Here is a 21,412-nt window from a genome sequence, read left to right on the forward strand (position 1 = left end):
ACGCTACGAGCGCAAAGCCGACCACTTTCTCGCCTTCACGAGCATCGCCTGCACCCTCATCTGCTACCGAAGACTCACCAATTGAGATGACGTCTTACTGCCGGCCAGGCCGCGGACAGCCCGCAGTTCATCCCCGTGCTCGCCAAAGTGCGCGTCCGCGGGCCCGCCGGGCGCCCCCCGCACCCGGCCGGACGCAGTCGCCGCAGACAAGGCGTACTCCTCTCGCGGCAACCGCGCTCACCCGCGCAAACGCGGAATCAAGGCAGTCATCCCGGAGAAGAAGGACCAGGCCGCCAACCGGAAGAAGAAGGGCCGGCACGGCGGCCGACCCGTCACCCACGACGCCGAGCTCCACAAAGAGCGCAACACCGTCGAGCGCCTGATCGACAAGCTCAAGGCATGGCCGGGGATCGCCACCCGCTACGACAAGACCCCCGAGAGCTACCTCGCCGGACTCCACCTCCGCCGCCTGCTCTCCTCCGCCCCGGTCGCTCCCGCGGTGGAGACCACTTCCCCCGTCACATCCCCGGCCGCCATCAGAGCCACTCACCCCGGCCAGGCCTGGACCCCGGAAGCCATCGCCTACCTGGAAGAACACCACCGAGCAGGTAAAGCGCCGGAGCAACTGGCCGAGGAACTCGGGCGAAGCGAGAAATCCATTCACTGGAAGCTCTACGGCCTCAAACTCGCCCCCACCCCAACGACCTCGTGCCTGCACCGCGCCCCGCGCCTGAGCCACTCAGGGCATACACCGTGGAGGAGAAGCGCCGAATCAACCCCAACGCATACAAACCATGGGAGCCGGACGACGACCAGCGATTGGCCGAACGCTGCGCTCAAGGCGCCTCTCTGCCCGAGCTGTCGAAGGAATTCGGCCGGAACCAAGGTGCCATCGCCTCTCGGCTGCTGAAAATCCAAGCAGAAGGACCAGCTGTCGATGACGCCTGGGAGTACGGCGGGTAGAGCTGGCCCAAGACCGCTGCCGGACTACGTCTCACCATGCGCGCCCATCCCATTCCTGACTCTGGACACGGCGGTTCCTCGCCCAACGCCTCGGGTCCGCGCTCAAGGAGCCAGCCCCGGCCCCGTCGGCTGTTGGTCTCGGGCAGCGAGTGATGGTCGGCGGGAGAGTGTCAGGTGGACATCGTCATCTGAGTGTCAGTGGCGCAGCCTCAGCGACCTGGTGATTGGCACTGACGGGTGATGCTCACCTGTTGCTGACGCGAGTGACGAAAGGCCAGGTCATTCTCACGCCGACTGCTATAGCGGGTGCAGAGTTTGCGCTGGTCAGGGACGTGGCAGCCAGGCTGTGAGGGTACCCGGTCCGGTTGGTGGTGCGGAACTGCGGTGTGGCGAGCGCGGGTTAGCCTTGGCGGCCGGCGGAACGTGGACGGTGGCAGCGGCCAGGCTGCTGGGGCGGTCCGGCGGTGTCACTGCGGGGGAGGGGCGATGGTGTGAGTTGAGGCCGTATGTCGGTGAGGCCCCGTAGGCTTTGAGGGTTCCGCTGTAGGGGCGGATTCCTTCACAAGGGGTTGCGGGTGCCGGCTCTTCCTCCTCCCAGCGCTACGGGTGTGCGCGTGGCTGGGGACACCTATCAGTGGCTGTACGTGTGGGAGGGGTGCGTCCAGGTCTACAAGGACGCGCTTGACGGTGTCCGCGGCGCGGTGGTGGCGGTCGGTGTCGAGGTCACGGGGGCGGGCAACCTGGATGACGTCGTCTACTACTACGCGGATGGGAAACCGACCCGCTACGCGCAGGTCAAGTACGCGGCGGACGCGTCGACCGCGGTGGGGGAGGAGTACCTGTTCAAACCGAGCGCCGACGGCGGACCGTCGATCCTGCAGAAGATCACCAGCTCCTGGCAGACCCTGACCCGGAACGGGGAGCAGGTCCAACTGGCCCTGCTGACCAACCGGTCACCGGATCCCGCGGATGTCTTGTTCAAAGGCCGGGACACGCGAACCGGTCTGCTGCGGCCCCGGGCAGACCACCAGGGACCCCGCTCAGAGCGGGGACGGGCGCGCGCCCGCTGGGCCGCCCACGCCGGGCTCGACGAGGCCCAACTCCTCAAACTCCTGGATGTGTTGGAGTTCCATCTGGGGCGCGACGAGCCCCTCCAGCGCACTCTCGTCTCCCGCCTGATGCAAGCCGCCGGCCTGCAGCACGACGAACAGGCGATCATGACGGGCGTCCAGTGGGTCACCCAGCAGGTCATTGGCGGCAAGCGCGAGCTGTCCCTCACCGACATCCGCGCGGCGGTCAGTAAACTCAGCCTGCTGGCCCATCGCTCGGCCGGGCCCGACACCCACCGGCGCGGTGAGGCGCTGGTCGCAAGGCCCCGCCCGGTCACCGCCTGGCAGCCGGACCTCCCGGGTGTACACCGGGCCGTCCAGGAGCACGACGGCATGAAGCTGCCCCCCTATGGCGAACGGGACCACGACGGCGAACTGCGCTGCCACTTGCGCACGGTGGCCGACAAGGGTGCAGGCATGGTCGTCGTGCGCGGGGACTCCTGCACCGGCAAGACCCGCTCGGCCTGGGAAGCAGTCACAGCGTGCGTGCCCGACTGGCAGCTGCTGTACCCGAAGTCCGCTGCCGGACTGCGCTCCTGCCTGCAGACCAACGTGCTCACCGGTCCCACGGTGATCTGGCTGGACAACGCCCACCATCTGTTCGCCGAGGCGGACGGCAACCGTGCTGCCGAAGACCTGCTCGCACTGCTGGAACAGCCGCCCGCCCCGGTGGTTGTCCTGGCCACCATGTGGCCCACCCTCCTCGACGCGCCCGGATCCAACCCCAAGAAGAAGGGCCGGACCCGGCACATCAACTCTCTGCTCGATCTGGCCCGCACCGTCCACCAGCCCAGGGCCTTCGACACCTCCGGGCTCAACCGGTTCGAGACCCAGGCCCGCAGCGACGGCCAGTGGGCCCAGGCAGCCGCCCAGGCACGCGTGAACGGTGAACTGTGCCAGCGCCTGGCGGCCGCCCCCGAACTTCTGGACCGCTACCGCCATGCCGACCACGCATCTGGCAAGGCCGTGGTGACCGCAGCCGTCGAAGCCCGCCGACTGGGCGTACGCGGACCGCTTCCCCTGGCCTTCCTCGAGCACGCCGCCCTCGGCTATCTCAGCCCCGACCACCGCCGCAAGCTGGACCGGCAGACCTGGTTCACCGACGCCCTCGCCTGGGCGCGCACCCCGGTCAAAGACGTCGTCCCATGCCTGCAGGGCGTCCTCGCGCCCGACGGCATCGGCGAGGCAGCGGACCTGGTCGACCTCAGCGACATCATCGAGCAGCAGATCGCCCCCGAGCGCTGGGGCATAAAGCCCCCGGCCGCGCTCTGGCAGGCCGCGCAGTCGGACCTGACCGACGGCGGCGACCTGGAAGCCCTCGCCCTGCAGGCGTTCGCCTTCGCCCGCTTCCGCATCGCCCGGGACCTATTCGTCGCTGCCCTCGACCGCGGAACCTCCTCCGCCTTCGAAGGCCTGTGCTTCTCCTACACCGAGACCAACCGCCTGCGCACCAGCCACGGCCTGAAGGAACTGTGCGACCAGGCCGACCGCCTCCGCAACGGCGGCGCCGGCCTCGCCGATCTGGGCACCGCCCTCATGCAACTCGCCCTCGCCGGCGAAACCGTCGAGTACGCCGACACCCTCCAACCGCTTACCGAAGAACTCCTGACCCGGGCCTGCCGCGAAGGCAACAAAGACGCCCACCTGGCCCTGGAGCAATTCCTGCACGCCCAGGGCCGCCACGGCGACGCCGAAGCTCTCACCCCGCCGCCCGAGCCCCCGGCACCGCACGACCCCGCCCAGCTTCTGCACGAGGCTGCCGCAGGCGACGCGACCGCCCTGGAACGGCTGCGGAAGGTTGCGGACAGACGGAACGAGACGTTCCAACAGATCGCGGCCGCCGCCTTCACCGCCAGCCCAGCCTTGTGGAGTTGGCCCACCAAGCTCGCCCGTGCAGGCGCCCCCGAACTGGTCGAACCGCTGCTGCGCGCCGCGACCGACAGCGGCGACCGGCAGGCCCGGCAACGGCTGGTGAGCCTCCTCGACGACCAGGAACGCATCCCTGAGGCGGAGGCCGTGCTCCGTGCCGTCTCCGCCACCGACATGTACGCCCTCAACACTCTGTTTCACCGCCTGTGGCCCCACCGCCCCCGGGCCGCCCGGGAGGTCCTCACCGAGGCCGCGCAGGCGGGCCGCATCCTGAACGTCCTCACGGTGCTGCGACCCCTGACCTATTGGGGACGCCTTCCCCGCGACCGCCGCTTCGCCATTACCGCCATCCGCGTGCTGGCCCGGCTCGGCTACGAACCCGCCCAGGTCCAGCTCGCCCGAATCCTGCTGGTCGAGGCGCACGAACTCGAACGGGAGAAGACACCACACCAGGACCTCATCGCCCGCAAACGCCGCGAGGCGCACCAACTGCTGCAGCAGGCGGCTCCGGGCCACCGTGAAACCCGCAGTCTCCTGGGCCGACTGGCCGAGCAGGAGGACAACTACACGCAGGCCGCCGACTGGTACCGCCAGGCCATCGATGTCGGCGACTACGCGATGTTCCCCTCCCTCCTGCAAGCACTGCACCAGGGAAAACCGCCGAACGAGGATGAGGTTCTCTACGGCCTCGACGCCGACGGCAACCTGCTCCCCCCATGGTGATGTCGCGGCCCATCGGCACAACAGCGACACTCCACAGCCCTGTCTGCGAGCCGCCAGGTGATCAGAAGGAACACCAGCTCCCACGGCGCCGAGGTGGTCGCGGGTGGGGTCAGTGCGGCGACAGGCAGTGAGCGGGGACGAGCCCGCCGGGACATATGACGTCTGGCTTCGCAGGGCCGCTGGAACTGTCACCTCCGTGGCCCGCACGCGTGCTGCCCCACGCTGGACACCGAGCGACTGAGGCCCGAGTCGTCACCCCTCGCCTGGGCGGGGGACGGATGCGTCCAGTGGCGGCGTCCTGGTGGCCAACTGGAGCGACCTGCACTCAGGATTTCGGCAGGGTTGTTCCTGCGGGCCGGGGGAAAGCCAGGAACAGGCCGTGTCAAAGGAGACTGGCGGTTGGAGAACGGGGCGAGGGCGAGCCCGCCGCCTCTGTGCCTCACGGGCGATCGGAATGCTTGATTCCGCATTGTCAGAGGGGTGTGCGAGGCTGAGTTCACTGAGTCGGACATAGGAAGGCGGAAGGCGATGCGGGCCCCCATCGTGCGCGTTCGGCATGCCACCTCACCCCCGCCCAGCGGCTGCCGCTGGTGCGGCGACCCGCAGGACAGCCACGGCTCGCAGTGGATCGCATCGGTCGGCATGCACACCTGGGCCGAACCCACACGGGAGCAGCGTCTGCAAAGGATGCGGGCCCGGCGTTCGGCGGCGCGGGCCTGACCTTTCAGTCGTCCTCGTCCCACGGGTGCGGGCCGGCGTCTTCGGCGATGGAGATCGCCTTTTTGAACACGCTGTGCAGGGCTTCGGGGACATCGGAAGGCTTCTCGATGTACTCCATCAGGAAGCCGACAAGCTGCTCCTTCTTCGGCGGGGCATCCTCGGACCCGTTCCTGAACAGGGCGTGCAGGCTGTGACTGAACTTGGGCTCCCTGCGCAGAGCGTCGATCTCCTGCGCCGTCCACACCCGGCCTTGCGTGGCCTCCTTGTGGGGCCACTTGTCGTTGGCGACGCGTGCCCACAGTTCTCCGCTGAAGATGTCCTCGAACTCGTTCGGGTTCCCCAGGTAGATGCACTCGGCGGGCTTGAAGCCGTTGATGCTGAGACGGTCGTCGTTGAAGAACTTCTGCTTGTCGCGCTTGGAGTCCCGGTCGACGATGAAGGCAACGGTCCGCTTGTGTTCCTTGAGGAACTTGGCGAACTTGAGGGAACCGTCGTTGCCGCCGCACGACCACAAGGCGATGCCGGCGGACTGGATCGGATAGCCCATCGCGATGCGGAAGAGACGAGGGAAGGCCGCGTACTCGGTGGGCCCCTCCACGCCGATGAAGCACTTCTCGTGCAGCAGCACGCTGTTGCGGAACCCGAGCGAGGCGGCCATGTTGGACATGAAACGGCGCACCTCCTTGTCCGTGCCCTGCGCCGTCAAGGACTGGATCTCTGCCTGCCCGCCGCTGCTGCCGAGGTGAACCACATCCTGGATGTCCACCCCGTCGATCAGGTTCAGCGAGTGCGTCGCCACGATCACCGAGGAGTGGGAGGCCCGGGACGACGTCTCGATCATCTTCATGATGCGCCGCTGGTGCTCGTAGTCCAGATGGGTGTCCGGCTCGTCGTAGGCGATCACGATGTCGCGCCGGGGCGGAGCCTCCTCGTCCGGGATGGCTTCCGCGGTCTCCAGCAGATCTCGCGTGCTCTCCCACAGCGCCAGGGCGATGCGCCGGGAGCGGCCCGCTCCCGCTGACTTGAGCGGTACCTCCCGCTGCCCGTTGATGGACGCCGTCATCTCGATGGCGCCCACCGAGGGCTTGAACTGGATGCGCGGTTGCAGGCTCAGGCTGTCCAGGCCGCAGCGCTTCTCGACCTGCCGGCGCAGTCTGTCCGCATCCGCCTTGAGGAGCTCACCGAACTCGTCCTCCAGCTCGGTGATCTTCTTGAGCGTGGACTCGTTCTTGGCGTAGTCGCGCAGCTTGGCGGTGAGGATGCTGCGCACGACCGTCTCGGGGGACTCTGCCGCGTCACCGCGGAAGTAGACCATGCCGGGCATGATGTCCTGGATCTCGGCCGGCGCGGAGACCCACTCCATCACCGTATCCAGGCCCGCCGCGTACTGCTGCAAGGGCTCAAGCCAGCTTGCCTTCGCGGTGGTTCGGCCCGTGGCCTCCACTCCCACGCTCAAGGCGAGCTCCTTGAGGTCGGCCAGGTTCATGCAGTCCAGTGCCCGCAGACGGGCATCCCCGCATACCGGCAGTTTGGCCTCCAGGCCGGTCTTGCCGTCCGGCGTGAAGCGGCGCCGGATCAGCAGGGGCGAGGCGAGAGCGTGCTGTTGCGCCTCCTGGTCGGACAGCTCGAAGGCTCCTTCGACGCAGATCTCCTGGGCTTCTGGACGGGGCTGCACCTCGTCCGCTTCGCAGTCCCCGAAATGCGACAGGTCGCCGAAGTGGATCTCGACCGCAGGCTCGTCGAGAAGGAAGGCGATGGCATCCAGCACAGCGGTCTTACCGCAGTCGTTGTGCCCGGTGAGAACCGTCTGCTTGCGGATGGGGATTCCCTGGATGTCGACAAGGGAACGGAAGCCCTTCACGCCGAGCTCAACTAGTTTCAACCGGTGCCGTCCTTGCCGTTCTCACTCCCACCCGGGCGTGTCCATCGCCGTTCAACACCCGTGTGAGGTCCCGTACATGCTGCTCCTTGCGTCACTCTAGTCGTCAGATTTCCCAGAGCACATCGATAGCTGTGCGCAGCGCGCCACCTGGATGCGCAGAGGGCGAACAGGCCGCATATCCCGCTCCACCGTGCTACGGACCACGCGGTCATCCTTGTTCGAGGTGAGCATCGCGGCACGCCGCTGCCTCTTTGCGGCTCGAGTCCGTGCGGCTGCCGCCTGCGTCGGTCATCGCCGGGATGGCCGGGACCGGAGGGCGGCGCCCGGTGCGCCACGTCCGTGAGGCGAGAGCGGACCGGGCGCACCGGGGTTGGCCGTCCGACGATTCTTTCGCCCGCCAACTGCGCTCGTTCCGCCACCAATCAACGGCCCTTGCGCCGCGCCATGACGCAGGAAACGAACGGTTCGCCACGCTCGGCATCCGGTCATTGACCAGCGGTACCGCCTCGGGAGTACACCAGTACTCTGGGCGCGTGGCGCCCCGCCAGTGGAGCGTGCAGTGGGGGGATGTGTGAGCTTCGAGGAACAAGTCGTTCAGGCTCTCGGCAGGGAACGGGCCGACCGTGTTCAGGCGGCAGCCCGGGAGTTGATGACGCTGGCCGACGACGATGCCCAAAGCACGCAGGCCGTGGTCCACATCAATGTGCCGCTGCACGCCCACAATGCCCATGACGCGACAGCCGAGCTCACGGACCTGCTCAACGCGGCCGCACCGGAGGAGACCTGGACGTTCGTCACCGTCTCCCATCCCGACGGCACATGGTCGGGCAAGGCGAGCCCGTTCATGCAGGACACCACCGCGCTCGGCTCACGGGACTGGATTGCCCATTTCGCCCTGTCCGACCTGCACATGAGGATGGCGGCCTGGCGACTGACCCAGCTGTGGCGTGCCGCCGAACTCGCCGAGCAGACCGTGGAAGCCCTGGGCCGCTGGCGGCTGCTCGTCGCGGCCGCATGCTCCCGCTCCCTGCTGGAGGGCGCGGCCGCCCTCACCCACGAAACAACCCTCCTCCACGAGGCATGGGACACGTTCAAGAAAGCCGGCCCGCCCACCACCGACTCCCTCACCCGGTTCAGCGCCGACCTCAACAACCGCCTGGCCAAACTCCAGTACGCCTCCCGCGTCGGACAAAGCGCCGGCCGGCCTCCCGTGCTCCAGAGCACAAACGTGATGACCTACATCAACAAACTGGCCAAGAACACCACCACCGTCGACGTGCTCGACCTGTACGAATGGCTTTGCGACGCAGTCCACCCCAGCTTCGGCTCCGCCACCACCCACACCGTGCTACGGGCCTCGGACCGGCCCAAAACCCACGCCATCGAGCACTACGCACGCCGCCCCTTGAAGCCGCTCGCCGCTTCCGGCTACGTCATGCAGCCGACCGTCGCCCACGCCGCCGCCGACGCCCTCGTCCTGGCCGCCGAAGTGGTCGACAGCAGTCTTTCGCTCGTGAAGTGGACCATGGACGACATCGGCCTGACGGCAGAGATCCACGGCCTCAACCGCCTCCCCTACGCCGGCGGCAGCAACCGGTCACCCCAGCGCAGTGACACATGCCCGTGCGGCAGCGGCCGCAAGTACAAGCGGTGCGTGCACCGGTGGGGTCAACCGAGCACCCCGCCCTCACCGGCCGCTGAGCAACAGGAAGTCAGACCGCAGAGCTAGCCTGCGTCCAGGCGGTGGAATGAACACAAAGAGGCCTGTGATCATGACGCCTGCCAGGCTCCGGGTGATGTCGTCCCGGTGGCGCCGCCTTCAGGGCATCTCGTAGCGCCACCGCGCGCAGGGAGCAAGCACCGCTCACCCGAAGGTGTGACGCCGTCAGGTAGATGCTGGAATGGTTGCCTCAACAACGTAGTGTCATATGCCTGTTGACCTGGACAGTGGGCAACTCACAGGGCAGAACGGGCGAGAGGACGGCATCACGGGATGGCGGAGACGGACTGGAGTGAGGAAGGGCTGTGCAGGACGGCTGACCCCGACGCCCTGTTCGTCGAAGGCGCCGCACAAAACCGCGCCAAAGCGCTGTGCAGCGGCTGCAACGTCCGGACCGAGTGCCTCGCCTATGCCCTGGACCAGCGCATTGGATTCGGTGTGTGGGGAGGCATGACCGAGCGAGAGCGCCGGGCTCTGCTGCGGCGCCGGCCGACGGTCACTTCCTGGCGGCGCCTGCTGGAAACGGCCCGCGTGGAGTACGGGCGCCCCCGTACCGTCACGGCCGCCGACCGGCAGGCGAGCTGATCCGTCCCTGACGGAACTCCCCTTCAAGAAACGGAAGTACGGCGACCGGTTACTCCCCCGGCCCGTGCACCCGTGGCGGCTTGACGGAGCCAGCAGCAGGCACGCTGGCTTTCCGTTGCGCGTGCCGCCACAGGCGTCCCTTGCGCGGAGGCCGGGACGTGCCCCAGCGCGTTCAGCCGCGTGGCGTCAATTCCCCGGCAGGACTGCTGGAGGGAAGAGACGCCGACGGCCCCGCGGGCCGCCGGCCTTGTTGCGATGCGCAGGCTATGCAGATCGTGAGGGGCCAGGCCACGTTACGACCTCTCGCCGATCCCCTGTCGCTCATCTCTTCGCACCCCTATGCGTGGTCGCCAGTTCACGGGGTGCTCCACTCGCGCAGTGCCTTGAAAACGGTGTCGCTGTCGAGTTCGTGGCCTCGGTCCAGGCTCTTCAGGAGAGCTGTGGAACTCGTCATGCGGTCGGGGTAGTACAGCTCGGGTGCCAGGCACGTGGGGCAGTCGCTCAGGAGGCAGAACGGCGAGAGGGGGAGGGGTTCGTCGTTTGGCGGGATGAGGTAGAGCTGGTCGTCTGCCAGAGGGTGTGCCGTATCGAAGGAGACCGTTGCGAAGTCGGGGTGGTCGCCCATCAAGGCCAGGCCTGATACGCGGAACTTCCCGGCGTCGGGCATCCATTGGAGCCGGTCGGTGTGCACCCATCGGGTGTGGGCGAGGAATGCGCATCCCGACAGGCTGCTGAGCATCAGCGGTTCGATGCGTCCAAGGCTCCTCTCCAGCTCGGCCCGTGTCCGAGGGCCTGCGCCGTGACGGATCTTGTTGCGGAGCTCGACCAATTGGTCAAGGTCGGCGACCAGGCCCTTTTTGCCCTTCTTGCGGGCTGTTGCCTCGACGAGGCCGGCGGCGGGGTCTCCGTGCTGGCGGGCGTCGTCGGCTACTGCCCTGACCACCCCCACCCAGTGGCCGAGAGAGACACCGCCCCGCTCAACGGACTGGCTCCACTGGGCGATGGCCGGCAGATCCTGACGGCCGCGGTCGGTGGCCAGGGCAAGGGCCATGATGCCCAGAGAAAGGATCAAGGACTCGGTGCACTGGATGGCGGCCTCGTGCTTTTCCGCCAGGGACAGGGCGTGGCGGAACTTGCGGACCGCGCGGGCTACGGCGTAGGGGTACGAATCCTGGAACAGGCTCGTTGTGCCGGCGCAGGTTCTGCGCGGTCAAGGAGCTGATCGCGGCGGCGTCATCGAGCCGCCCGCGCCGGGCCGAACCGGTTCCGCTTTCGAAAATCTGCATCCGTTTGCGGTGGAGGTCGTCCTGGATGCGTCCGGCTTCCCGTTCTCCTTCGTCGAGCATGGCGAGGGCGGCGCGGATTTCCGAGAGGCTGCCGTCACACCGGGGGATCCAGATGTCGGCCATCTCGCGGGCCTTGATGCGCGGGATGACTCCGTACTTCGGCAGCTGCTGCTCGGCCAGAGCGCTGGACAGGTAGGCGATCACGTACTCGTGGGGCAGAGGCTCCTCGGTGAGCCGGATGACGATCAGGCCCTGGCCGGGCTGCACGCCGTCGTAGTGGCTCGGCACGCACGTCCAGTGGCGGGTGCCCGCGAGATCCCGTCCGATGATGTCGCCCTGCCGCAACCGGCGGCGCGGTTCGCGCTGGTCCGCGCGCAGGGGCAGATCTGCCACGTCCGGCAGCGTGCTGGTTAGCAGGGTGGGTGTCAGAACCCGCCGTCGCCCGTCCGTGTCCGTCGCATCCGGTTCTTCGTCCAGATCGGCTCTGCGTACGGACCCGGAAAAGATCTCAGCGAAGTTCCCCAGACGGATGCCTTCCTGCGCGGCCCGCTGCATCTCATGGATCTGACGGAATCGCTCCAGTGACAGGTTGTAGTCCTCCGCGGCGATATCCGCGGCTGTCACGCAGAAGCTCTGCTCGGACCGTGCACGCCGGCGCTCGCTGCTGCGCCGCAGCCGCCAACGCCGCATGAGATCCGGGAGGTTGCTGCGCGTGTGATCGACGGCATCCAGAACACTGTCGGGAGCCAGCCCGAGCTTGTCCTGCGCCAGCAGCGGCTCACGCCGGTCGTCCAGGCTGAAGCCGTCCGCCGTGAGATCGTAGAACCACACGCTGTCGGCCTGTCCGGCGTCCTTGGTGAAGAACAGGATCGCCGTCGATACCCCCGCATACGGCTTGAAGGTGCCGCCGGGCAGCTGCACCACCGCCTCCAGCCCATGCACGTCCACCAGCAGGCGCCGAAGTTCGATGTGCGCAGAAGTCGAGCTGAACAGCAGACCGGCGGGGACGATCACAGCCGCGCGTCCCTTCGGCTTCAACAGCTCCAGAATCACGGCGAGATGAAGAAGCTCGGTCTTCTTCGTACGCACCATTGCGAGCAACTCGGGTGCGACGGCCTCGTAGTCGACGCTGCCCGCGAACGGGGGATGGGCCAGGACGACTGAGTAGCGCTCACGCTCCGCCCCGGTGCCCTCCGCCAGATTGTCCCGGTAGCGCAGATCGGCACCCTCGTAGCCTTGAAGAGCCAGCCGCATGCTGCTCAACCGCAGCATGGTCGTGTCGAAGTCAAACCCGTGGATCCTGCCGCTCACCTCCGCTGCGCTTTGCTGCGCGGTCTCCCGGCGGGACCGGTGGACGAACTGAGCAGCGGCAGCGAGGAGACCGCCCATGCCGCAGGTTGGATCGCACACCTCCTCGTCAGCTCCGGGCTCAGCCATCGCTGCCATCAGAGCCGCCAGATGAGGAGGCGTACGGAAAGCACCATAGGGACCGGCCGTGGCGATCCGGGCGAGCAGGTGCTCATACAGAGCGCCCGCGATGGCATCCCCCGCCGAGAGCGCCTCTTCCAGCAGGCCCACAACCCTGGCGAGGAGACTGGGGGTCGGGATCGTGAAACGAGCATCCTTGACGAGCTGCGAATAGCCCACTCCGGCGAAAGTGTGGCGACGCAGCCAGGGAAACACCTCGTCGGTCATCGACGTGTACATGCGTTGAGGTGTCAGGCGGATCAGTTGGGACCAGCGCAGATGCTGCTCACCCTGAGTGAAGACTGGCTGCTGCTGTGGGGATTTCTGCCGAACAGTCTCCCGCTCCCAGTGTTCCTGGACGGCGTCCAGCTCGCGGAGATAGAGGAGGTGGGACATCTGCTCCACGATCTCCAGCGGACTGGAGATTCCCGCTGCCCAGAAGGCGTCGAAGAGGCGGCTGGTGGTATGCCTGAGACCGTCGTTCATCACGCATCGGAGACTATCCGCGCTTTCCACGGCCCGGTGGCGCATCCCGGCAAACCGGCGGGCGCCTGCGCCACGAACGCCCCGCTCGAGGAAGTGCTGACCGTGCATGTCTTGCCCAGGCCCGCAGCGGCGCCAGGACACGAGCGGACCGGATCTCGAGCCTTCGACGAGGCATTGCTGCCCAAGCGCGTGGGGCCCGACCCGCGGGCCATCGGCGGTGACACGTCATCAGCGGGCCATTAGCGTCCCTACGACGGTTCTGCCTTCAGCGGCCAGTCCAGGGTGGCAAGTCCTGCCGGCCCGGCAATGTGCACATGCTGCGTATCGCCGGCGGTGTGCACGATGTTGGTGACCGGTGCCGCGGTGAGCAGGCTATGAACGAGGCGTCCGGTGAGAGGGTCCCACAGGCGCATGCCGGTGCCGTTGCCGGCTGCCAGCAGCCATGACCCCGAGGGCTGGGGGAGTGCGGTCATCACAGCGGTGTACGGGGTGTCGATACGGCCCATCCGGCTCCACCCCTGCGGATCCCAGAACGCGATCTCATGAGGTGTGGCGATGTCCACCACGACACGATTTTCGGGTAGGGGGACGAGGCACAAGGCGGTGACTGTGTTGCGGTAGGGCAGCGTGCTTTCCTCGACGAGTTCGCCACCGGCCGCATCCCACACCAGCAGCCGGGAGCGCACCGTCCCCGCCACCAGGCAGCGGCCAGCAGGGGAAGGCAGCGCCAGCAGCGCGCTGACCGGCCCGGTGCCAGGGAGCGGCCTTACCTCGCCAGTGACGGCATCCACAATGGTCGCCCCGCTGCGGTCGGCCACCACGAGAGCGGGTTGCCCATCCGGGAGCTGCACGGCGCAGCAGCGGGCTTGCTCGAACGAGCCGTTCACCAGCGGCCGGGCGACATCAGCTCCGGTGTTCCACAGACGGATGCCCGTGGTGTCGCCCACGGCAACGGCGGCTGAGCCGTCCCGGGTGGGGAAAGCTTCCAGGAAGGCCACGGGGGAGGGCTGCTCGTAGTGGTCGAGACACTGCCCGGTGGCGGCGTCCAGGATCTCCACCTGGGAGCCGGTGGGGAGGGCCAGCCGTTGCGTACCCGTCGCGGACGGCAGGGCGGCCATCAGGTGCGGTGCCCGCGCGACCCGCTGCGGCTTGGCCGCCTGCCGGGGCCGTGGGGAGGGTGATGGGCGGGAGCCCCGCTGCACCGCAGGGCGGGGACCGTGGAGTTGGATGCCCTCGTCACCGGTGACGGCAACCTTCCAGGCCTTGTCCGGGCTGGATATGCCGGCGAACATCGCTCGCGGCGACGCCGGGTACGTCCCAATACGCTGCGGCTCGGGCCGGGAAGTATCCCACACCTCGATGGCGTCGTCCGTCACGATGCCGGCCACACTGGCGCCGCCGGGAGCAGCCAGCGCCACGAGCCGCTGACCCTGGGCGGGCAATCGGCCGAATACCTCGTCGGCTTGGAGGGAATTGGTGGGGAAGAGCTCGCTCTGGCGGGCGGTGATCTGGAAGGGGTTGAACAGCCAGACCGGCTCGTCCGGGCCGCCGCGCAGCACGGCCAGCAGATCGCCTCCCGGCCCTTGCACGGCGGCCATGGACCGGGCAGTGGAGAACGGCAGGGGCAGGGGCAGGACGTCGCCGGTCAAGGGGTTGAACAGCACCCACCCAGCGCGGTGCCGTTTACACAGGTGGTAGCCCCGGCCCCGCCGGTCACGGACCCAGGTCAGCCGCTCCGGCAGCCGTAGATCGTCAGGCAGACGGACCGGCTGGACCACGTCCTCCGACGGCTTCCACAGGGCCAGTTTCTCCCGCCCGCTGGCCACCATCGTCCACCGGTCGGCGCCATCCTGCGCCACCACCACCGTGCGCACACTGAGCTGTTCCAGGCCCGCCAGTTGGCGGCCCGAAAGCGGATCGAACACCGCCGCGCTGCGGGGCCCGGCCGCCACCAGGAAGGGACGCCCGCTGGTCCCCTTCGCGACCGTCAGGCCATGAGCCACACCGGTGTCGATGTGGGTGAGCTGCTGGCCGGTTGTGCTGTCCCAGACGCCGATGCCGTGACGGGTGCTGGCGGCGAGCAGTTGGCGGCCGTCCACCGTCGCCAGCGAGCACAGGGCGTGCACCCGGCCCACGGGGGACGCCACTACGTTGGTGCGCGCCTGCCAGTGCCCCCACTGGGTGCGCAGCCGCGGGCCGAAGGAACGGGTGGGAGCCGGCGATGCCGGCAGCAAGTCCTTGCCCTTTTCCTCGCCCTGTGTCGCCAGATGAGTGGCGCGGTACAACCGCTGTACGGCGCGTACGCAGCCACGGCTGTTTCCCGGCTGACGTGTCACCGGCTCACCGGGCGGGGGTGGCAGCCGACGACAACACCAGCAGGGCCGCCAACTCGTCCTGAGGCGGTTACGCTGCTGCCTCTTTGAGTTATGGCGTAGCTGATGGTGTGCTTATTGATCTTGATTGTGGCCTGCTGTTGTTCAGTTGTACTGGGTGGTAGTTCTGGTCAGTCGGTGAGGCTTACGCGGAACCGAGTGTCCGGTGCTGGGGGGTACGTGGGTTGAGCTGGTTGGTTGGTGTTGCTCAGTGTGCTGAGCGGGGTGATGGTTTTTGCTCAGTGCGGCTGGCGCGTCTGTAGGTAGCGGTGCTGGTCGGCTGCGCCAGGGCTGGGGGGGGGTGTTTCAGCGGGTGGTGAGGCGTTGCCAGAGCAGGTCGTGGTCGGCGGGTGCGAGGCGGGTCAGGTGGAGGCGGTCGGCGAGGTGGTGGAGGAAGGCGGTCTGCTGGGTGTGTGTCAGGGGGTGCGGGGGGAGGCGGTCGAGGGTGGTGGCGAGGGTGAGGGTTTCGGGGTAGGTGATCAGGTTCCGGCAGGTCAGGGTGGGTGAGGCCGGGCCGTGGGTGAGGTGGGGGTTGGTGGCGGTGAGCTGGGTGAGGCGTGTGCGCCAGCGCTGGTGCAGGTGTTGATGGTGGTCGTACCAGCGGGTGGTGATCGTGGTGGCCCAGCTCAGGGAAGCCGTGGTGGGCGGCCGATGGGCGGTGGAGCGGGCGTGGGTGAGTTCGGGCAGGGCGCGGATGTCGAGGGGGGTGCGATGTCGGGGGTCGCTTGAGGCTTGCTGGTGACGGGTGCAGATCAGGGCCCGGGGCAGGTCGGGCGGCGGGTGGATCCACGCGGGGGAGGCGTGGTGGGGCGGGCGGCGCAGGGTGCAGGCGGTGCAGGCCGGCAGGGGTTGCACGGCGGGGGCGAGGGGCTGCCAGCGGGCGGTGGCGGTGGGGGCGGTGGAGATTGCGGCGGGTGGGGGCCGGCGGGTCAGCGCGCGGTCGAGGTGGGCGGGCGGGATGCGGGTGAAGGCGGCCAGGCGGCGGGCGGCTTCGCAGCTGTAGTGGAGTTCGGTGGTGTGCGGGGCGGCGGGGGTGCCGGTGGTGGTGATGTGCAGGCCGTCGAGGAGGTGGGCGGAGGAGAGGTGGTAGGCGGCGGCGAGGCGGGTGAGGTAGGAGGCTGCCGTTTCGCGGGGCAGCGGCCGTACGTGCAGCGCGCCGGGCGGACTGGGCCACATCGCGGCGTGGCGTACCGCGGGCGTGGGGGCGGTCACCGGCCGGGTCGGGTGCGGCGGGCGGGGGCCCGGGGCCGGTAGTGCTCTTCGGCGAGGTGGTCCAGCGCGATGGTGTCCAGGAGGGTCTTGGTGATGCGTTCGGTGCCGTCGCAGATGGCTTCGATGGCGGCCTGGCGGATCAGGCGTGAGAGGCTGCCGATGCGTCCGGCGGTCCGTTCGTGCAGGTAGGGCGCCAGCCTGGGCAGGCTGCCGGGGCGGTGCGCGGTGAGGTCGAGGGCCGCTTCGAGGGTGGCGATCAGCTCGCGGAACGGCTCGCGGTGGCCGGCGCGGGCGGGCAGCGCTCCGCAGTCGATCAGCGAGGCGCGTCCGGCCAGTTGTGCGCCGCGTACTCCGCTGAAAACGGAGCTGGCGGTGACGTCGATGCCTGCGTAGACGAATGTGGCGCCGATACGTTCGGTGAGGTCCTTGAGCCAGTCGGCGGCCTCCGCGCCGCTGGAGGAACGCGGGTTGAGCCGGTGGACCTCGTCGATCAGCACGAGCTTGATGCCGGCCGTGGTGTAGGTGTGGCAGACGGCGGTGGTGATCTGTGCGGTGGTCATGCGCGCGGTGACGGGGATGTCGAGGTAGCGGGCGAACTCGGCGGCCAGGGTCTTGGCGGTGGCGCCGGGCGGTACCAGCACGTAGGCGACGGGCACGCTGGTGTCGCCCGGGTGGGCGCGGCGGGTGTGGGCGAGGTGGCAGGTGCGGCCGACCTGGAGCAGTGCGGTGGTCTTACCGGTGGTGGCCGGGCCGGTGACGATCAGCGACGGCCGGGCGGTGGCCTGCTGGTGGCGGCCGAGGATCATCAGGGTGCGGACCTGGCGTGCCAGGGATTCGATGGCCGGGGTGCGCACGGTGACGAACTGCGAGTGGTAGGCCAGGCGTTCCTCCAACGTACGGGGTGCCTGGCCCGGCTGCGGCGGCGTGGGGGGTGCGGTAGCGGCGAACCGGGCGAAGCCGTCGAACGTCGTCACCGTGCCCGTGACCGCCGTCTCGTCGTCCGGGGGTGAGGGGCGGGCAGGGCTCACCACAGTTCGGCCTCCTGGTCGGCGTCGTACAGCGTCAGCGCGCCGCTTCCTGCCAGCGTGAGTGCGCCGGACTCATCGGCGCCGGCGTTGTCCCGGTCTTGGGCGGCGGACCGGGCGTCCAGCGCATCCAGGCTGTCCTGCGCCTCCGTTGCGGCCTGGGCCGCAGTACGGTGCGGTGCTGCCGGTTCGCCGCCTGCTGCCTGGGAGGCCGCGTTCCCGGCGCGCGTGCCCGGCGCCGTGGCGGGCGCGGCCGGTGGCGCCGGTGTGGTGGGCCGGGCCTGGCGCAGGATCTGGTCGGCGGCCTCGGCGAGGGCGGCTTCGTGTGCCTCGCGTTCGGCGCGCTGCTCGAGGGTGGTGCGCAGGTGGCGCCAGGTAGTCTCGCTCATGGGCGCGTGGACGTGGTCGCGGTGGATCCACGGGATCTCGTGCAGGTGCCCGTCGGGCAGGCGGAGGTAGATCTGGCGGACGTCGTGCGGATTGAGGTGGACCTCCCACTTGCCGCCGGGGCCGGTGGGCGAGGGCCGTCCCCGGTGTTCGTTGAGGATGACATGGTCGTAGGTGCGGTAGTTGATGCGGATGCCGCGGCCGGTGACCGGGTGGAAGCGCACCGGCAGCAGTTCCGTGTAGTCGCCTCCGGTCAGCGGCAGCGGCACGTAGCCGCTCGCGCCCAGCAGCGCACCCCACATCTCGCCCGGGGACAACGCCTTCTTGGGCAGGAAGGGGTGGCGCAGCCCGTCGTGGGGTCGGTGCTGCCAGCACGCGGTGATCCACTCGTCCAGCAGTTCCTGCATCTGGGCCACGGTGAAGCGGGCTTCGTCTTACACCGCCTCGCCGCGCGCCAGGATGTGGGGGCCGGTGTAGCCGGCGACGTGCTGGGCGAAAAGGCTGTTGATGCTGCCGAAGGTCCGTTCCACGGCGCCCTTGGCGGTGGGGGAGCGGGGCGGGGCGGGCTGCACGCTCACCCCGAGGGATTCGCAGGCGGCCAGGAACGCGGCGGAGAGGAACACCCGCCCGCGGTCGATGACGATCGTTTCGGGCACCACCACCGGCCGCGCCGCCGCCTGTTCAAGGCGCGCGTCCAGGGCGAGGAGCCGGTCGTAGGGGACGGCGGCGTGGGCCAGGCGCAGATGCTCGCTCCAGCCGGGCCGCACCGGATGGGGCACGGCCATCTCCGCCAGCAGCAGGGCCGCGTCCACCGCCTGGGTGCTCTGCTGGCGCAGCACGGCCGCCACCACCGACCGTGTCGCCACATCCAGGGCGATCGTGAGCTCCGGGCGCACCGGCTTTCCGTCCTCGCCGATGGCCATGATGTCCAGCCGGGTGGTGTCGACCTGCACCAGCTCGCCCGGCCGCAGCGCCACCACCGGCGTGAACGGCCGCACCGGCACGGCGGTGGCGGTGCGGGCGGGACGCCCCGGGTGTTCCAGCGGGTCGGCCAGGACCCGCACCAGCCGGTTGAATGTCGACGGCGCAGGCAGCGCCACCGTGCCGGGCCCGTGGGCCTCGGCCAGGATCTGCCCGGTCACCTCCCGCAGCCCCTTCAGCGTGCCCGTGGAGCGGCCGCGCTGGCGGCGCAGCGCCTCCAGCACCGCGGCCACCACCCGCTCATCCGCACGCCCGGTCGCGCTCGACGGCCTGCGCTGGCGGACCAGGCCCATGACGCCGCCCGTGTGGTAGCGGGCGCGCATGCGGCGCACGGTGGCCCGGCTGACCCGCGGCCAGCCCAGCCGGGTGAGTTCGTCGGCCTTGGCCTGCTCCCGCTCGGCCATCGAGGTGCGCTGCGGGTCGTAGGCGGGCCGGGGGGAGCCGGTGCTGCCGGGCCCGTCGGGCAGCCCGGTCTCGATCTCGCGGATGTGCCGCTGCCAGGCCATCGCCCTCTCCCGCTCCCGTTCGGGCACCACCTCCAAAAGGCCCCACGGCACCGCGGCGGGGACCGGGCAGTCCACCACCGCGAAGGTGGGATCGGCGAACAGCAGCGAGGTCAGAACCGAGGCCGTTTGCCCGTCCTCGTCGACGAGGCGTACCGAGGCCCCGGCCACAGCGGCCACCTGCCAGGGGCGGCCCTCGAACGTCACATACGCTCCGAGTTTGACCTGCCGCCGCCGGGCGGCGGCCACGGCGCGGGTCGGGCGGCCGGGGCCGTTCACCACTGTCCGGCCTCCGCCTCGGCGTCATACACCGACAACCCGCCCGGTTCCACGGCCGCCGTGCCGCCGCCAGCGGCGCGGTGTGCGAGGACGGTGCCCGTGCGGCGCCGCAGCAACTCGTCGAAGGGTCGCAAGCCGTGCTCGCCCAGCGCCCAGGGCACCGCGTGGAGCTGGCCGTCGGGCAGCCGGATGAAGACCTGCCGCGGGTCATGAGGATGGTGGTGGACCTCGAACCGGTCCCCGCGGCCACGGTGTACGTCCAGGCACGCATCGTCGTAGCGGCGCCCGCCCAGCCGGATGCCGGATTCGGTCACCGCGCACCGGCGGGCCGGCAGCAGTTCGCCATAGTGTTGCCCGGCCAGCGGCAGCGGCACCCTCCCGGCCGCGCCCAGCAACACCTGCCACATCTCCTTGGGCGTCAGCCCCGCCCGGGGCAGCAGCGGATGCCGCAACTGCTCCTGGGAACGGTGGTGCCAGACGCCAGTGACCCATTCGTCCAGCAGGTCCTGCAGCTGCGGCATGCTCCAGTACACCCCGTCCGCCTCGTCCGCCCGGTCCTGCTGCCCGACGGTGAGAGCCGGCCGGGCTGCCACCGCGTGCCGGGTGAACAGGCCTGCGAGCACCTGAAGCGTGCGCAGCGCACCACTGGCGGCGCCCGCCGCTCTCGGCGGGGCCGGCTCCAGGCTGATGCCCAGGCTCTCGCACACGGTCAGCTGCGCCGAGGTAATACCGGCCAGCCCCCGGTCGAGGACGAGTGTCTCGGGCACGGCCGCCGGACGCGCCGCAGTGGCCTCGATCCGGTCGGGCAAAGACATCAGCCGCCGCCCCGGCCCGCCCGCGTGGGCCTGTTGAAGCAGGGCGGGCCAGCCCGGGCGCAGCGGCCCGGGCACGGCCATCTCGGCCAGCAGCACCGACAGCTCAACCGGCCCGTCCTGTAGCGGGTGCAGCACGGCGGCCAGCACGCAGCCGCTCGCCTGATCCAGCGCTGCCGTCACCGCCACCTCCACCCCAGCCCCGTCCTCGCCCACCGCACCGACTCCCAGGCGGGCGGTGGCCACATGCACCCGCTCCGCGGGCCGCAGCGCGGCAGGCGGGCCACCGGCCCGGCCCAGGCGGGTGGCGGTGCGCGCCGCACTGCCCGGCGGCTCGGCCGGATCCGCCAGCGCCTTCACCAGCCGGTACAGCGACGAGCGGGCAGGCAGCCGGATTTGGCCCGGCCCGTGGGTGTCCGCCACGATCTGCTCCGTCAGCTCGATGACCTGCCGGGTGGTGGTCTTCCTTCGGCCCCGGCACCGGCGCAGCGCCTCCAGCACGGCGGCCACCACCCGCTCGTCACTGCGCCCGGTGGGCGACGGGCCGCGCAGGTGGCGCTTGTCGACCAGCCCCCACAGCCCCTGCCGGCCGTAGACCAGCCGCATCCGCTGCACCGTGGCCCGGCTGACCCTGGCCCAGCCCAGCCCCGTGAGCTCCTGCGCCTTGGCCGCTTCCCGCTCGGCCAGGGTGAAGGCCTGCGGGTCGTACTGCGGCCTCGGCGTGCCGCTTCCGGGTCCGCCGGGCAGCCCGGTCTCCACCTCGCGGATGTGCCGCAGCCAGGCCAGGGCTCGCTCCTGCGCCGCCAGCGGCACCGTCTCCCACAGCACCGGGGTGACCGGCTGCGCGGCGGGCGCGCCGATCACCGCGAAGCCGGGCGCGGCCACCAGACGGGCAGCCAGCACACAGGCGGTGGCTCCGTCCCCGGCCACCAGATACACCCGTCCGTCGGCCAGGCCGGTCACCTGCCAGGCGCGGTCCTCGAACCGGACCTGCGCGCCCACCGCAACGCACCGCCCACCAGGGACGGCAG

The 21,412-nt window shown here is 69.7% G+C and carries 14 protein-coding genes and 1 pseudogene; 6 read left to right on the forward strand and 9 right to left on the reverse strand.

From position 1 onward, the window contains the following. Nucleotides 1-93 precede the first annotated feature (93 nt). The 3 genes and pseudogenes from ACZ7LB_RS31065 to ACZ7LB_RS31075 form a co-directional block, all read left to right on the forward strand. Nucleotides 94-466 (forward strand): annotated as a pseudogene (locus ACZ7LB_RS31065) (transposase); the annotation flags it as partial. 1,111 nt (nucleotides 467-1,577) lie between these two features. Next, complete coding sequence (locus ACZ7LB_RS31070) at nucleotides 1,578-4,664, forward strand: hypothetical protein (RefSeq protein WP_471472907.1); 3,087 nt, start codon at nucleotides 1,578-1,580, stop codon at nucleotides 4,662-4,664. Nucleotides 4,665-5,192: 528 nt separating this feature from the next. After that, entirely contained in the window at nucleotides 5,193-5,384 is a 192-nt protein-coding gene (locus ACZ7LB_RS31075; RefSeq protein ID WP_471472909.1) for a hypothetical protein, read from the forward strand. A gap of 4 nt (nucleotides 5,385-5,388) precedes the next feature. Here ACZ7LB_RS31075 and ACZ7LB_RS31080 read toward each other — a convergent pair whose 3' ends face one another. Beyond that, complete coding sequence (locus ACZ7LB_RS31080; RefSeq protein ID WP_471472911.1) at nucleotides 5,389-6,747, reverse strand: ATP-dependent nuclease; 1,359 nt, start codon at nucleotides 6,745-6,747, stop codon at nucleotides 5,389-5,391. A 234-nt stretch (nucleotides 6,748-6,981) separates the two neighbouring features. Here ACZ7LB_RS31080 and ACZ7LB_RS31085 point away from each other — a divergent pair, with 234 nt between their 5' ends. From ACZ7LB_RS31085 to ACZ7LB_RS31095, 3 genes are all read left to right on the forward strand, one after another. Then, entirely contained in the window at nucleotides 6,982-7,260 is a 279-nt protein-coding gene (locus ACZ7LB_RS31085; RefSeq protein ID WP_471472913.1) for a hypothetical protein, read from the forward strand. 577 nt (nucleotides 7,261-7,837) lie between these two features. After that, complete coding sequence (locus ACZ7LB_RS31090) at nucleotides 7,838-8,995, forward strand: SEC-C domain-containing protein (RefSeq protein ID WP_471472915.1); 1,158 nt, start codon at nucleotides 7,838-7,840, stop codon at nucleotides 8,993-8,995. Between the two features lie 264 nt (nucleotides 8,996-9,259). Further along, the gene (locus ACZ7LB_RS31095) at nucleotides 9,260-9,571 is read left to right on the forward strand and encodes a WhiB family transcriptional regulator (protein WP_471472917.1); all 312 of its coding nucleotides are present in this window, start codon (nucleotides 9,260-9,262) and stop codon (nucleotides 9,569-9,571) included. Between the two features lie 355 nt (nucleotides 9,572-9,926). Here ACZ7LB_RS31095 and ACZ7LB_RS31100 read toward each other — a convergent pair whose 3' ends face one another. The 8 genes from ACZ7LB_RS31100 to ACZ7LB_RS31135 form a co-directional block, all read right to left on the reverse strand. Next, complete coding sequence (locus ACZ7LB_RS31100; protein ID WP_471472919.1) at nucleotides 9,927-10,622, reverse strand: hypothetical protein; 696 nt, start codon at nucleotides 10,620-10,622, stop codon at nucleotides 9,927-9,929. Next, nucleotides 10,549-12,810, reverse strand: a complete 2,262-nt coding sequence (locus ACZ7LB_RS31105) for a class I SAM-dependent DNA methyltransferase (RefSeq protein WP_471472921.1) — start codon at nucleotides 12,808-12,810, stop codon at nucleotides 10,549-10,551. The genes ACZ7LB_RS31100 and ACZ7LB_RS31105 overlap by 74 nt, the downstream gene beginning before the upstream one ends. A 248-nt stretch (nucleotides 12,811-13,058) precedes the next feature. Then, entirely contained in the window at nucleotides 13,059-15,095 is a 2,037-nt protein-coding gene (locus ACZ7LB_RS31110; RefSeq protein WP_471472923.1) for a WD40 repeat domain-containing protein, read from the reverse strand. 393 nt (nucleotides 15,096-15,488) lie between these two features. After that, complete coding sequence (locus tag ACZ7LB_RS31115) at nucleotides 15,489-16,358, reverse strand: TniQ family protein (RefSeq protein WP_471472925.1); 870 nt, start codon at nucleotides 16,356-16,358, stop codon at nucleotides 15,489-15,491. 32 nt (nucleotides 16,359-16,390) lie between these two features. Further along, complete coding sequence (locus ACZ7LB_RS31120) at nucleotides 16,391-17,425, reverse strand: TniB family NTP-binding protein (RefSeq protein WP_471472927.1); 1,035 nt, start codon at nucleotides 17,423-17,425, stop codon at nucleotides 16,391-16,393. Next, the gene (locus tag ACZ7LB_RS31125; RefSeq protein ID WP_471472929.1) at nucleotides 17,419-18,222 is read right to left on the reverse strand and encodes a hypothetical protein; all 804 of its coding nucleotides are present in this window, start codon (nucleotides 18,220-18,222) and stop codon (nucleotides 17,419-17,421) included. Before ACZ7LB_RS31125 ends, ACZ7LB_RS31120 begins: the two co-directional genes overlap by 7 nt. Before the next feature lie 18 nt (nucleotides 18,223-18,240). Continuing rightward, complete coding sequence (locus ACZ7LB_RS31130; protein WP_471472931.1) at nucleotides 18,241-19,569, reverse strand: transposase family protein; 1,329 nt, start codon at nucleotides 19,567-19,569, stop codon at nucleotides 18,241-18,243. After that, a complete protein-coding gene (locus tag ACZ7LB_RS31135) occupies nucleotides 19,566-21,383 on the reverse strand; it encodes a Mu transposase C-terminal domain-containing protein (protein WP_471472933.1) in 1,818 nt (605 codons plus the stop codon). The genes ACZ7LB_RS31130 and ACZ7LB_RS31135 overlap by 4 nt, the downstream gene beginning before the upstream one ends. Between the last annotated feature and the right edge of the window lie 29 nt (nucleotides 21,384-21,412).

The organism is Streptomyces sp. NPDC107521, from assembly GCF_055598485.1.